This window comes from Neisseria sp. P0009.S007 (assembly GCF_051962515.1).
Genome location: NZ_JBQCVF010001096.1, coordinates 1 through 272, shown reverse-complemented (window position 1 = coordinate 272; position 272 = coordinate 1). Strand labels below are relative to the sequence as shown.

Below are 272 nucleotides of genomic sequence, written 5' to 3'. Positions count from 1 at the left end.
GTCCCAAGTAATTTCCGATTTTGCCGGTTACGATTTACTGATCATCGACGAAGTGGGAATGCAGAGCGGAACAGATGCGGAAAGCCGCGCGTTGTTTGATGTGTTTAACGAGCGTTACCAGCAAATGAAGCCTACGGTTTTAATTTCAAATTTGGATATTTCTGGCTTTGTGCAGGCGGTAGGTAAGCGTATTTCAGACCGTGTTAAAGAGGACAGCGGTGAAATTTTGAGTTTTGACTGGGGCAGCTATCGTGCGTGAGTCATGTTACCAC

At 46.0% G+C, this 272-nt stretch carries 1 protein-coding gene; it reads left to right on the top strand.

Annotated features, from left to right (window positions below):
• Positions 1-259 (top strand): ATP-binding protein (locus ACTHS3_RS17885; RefSeq protein WP_440368763.1); only part of this gene is annotated, 259 nt, incomplete at its 5' end.
• Between the last annotated feature and the right edge of the window lie 13 nt (positions 260-272).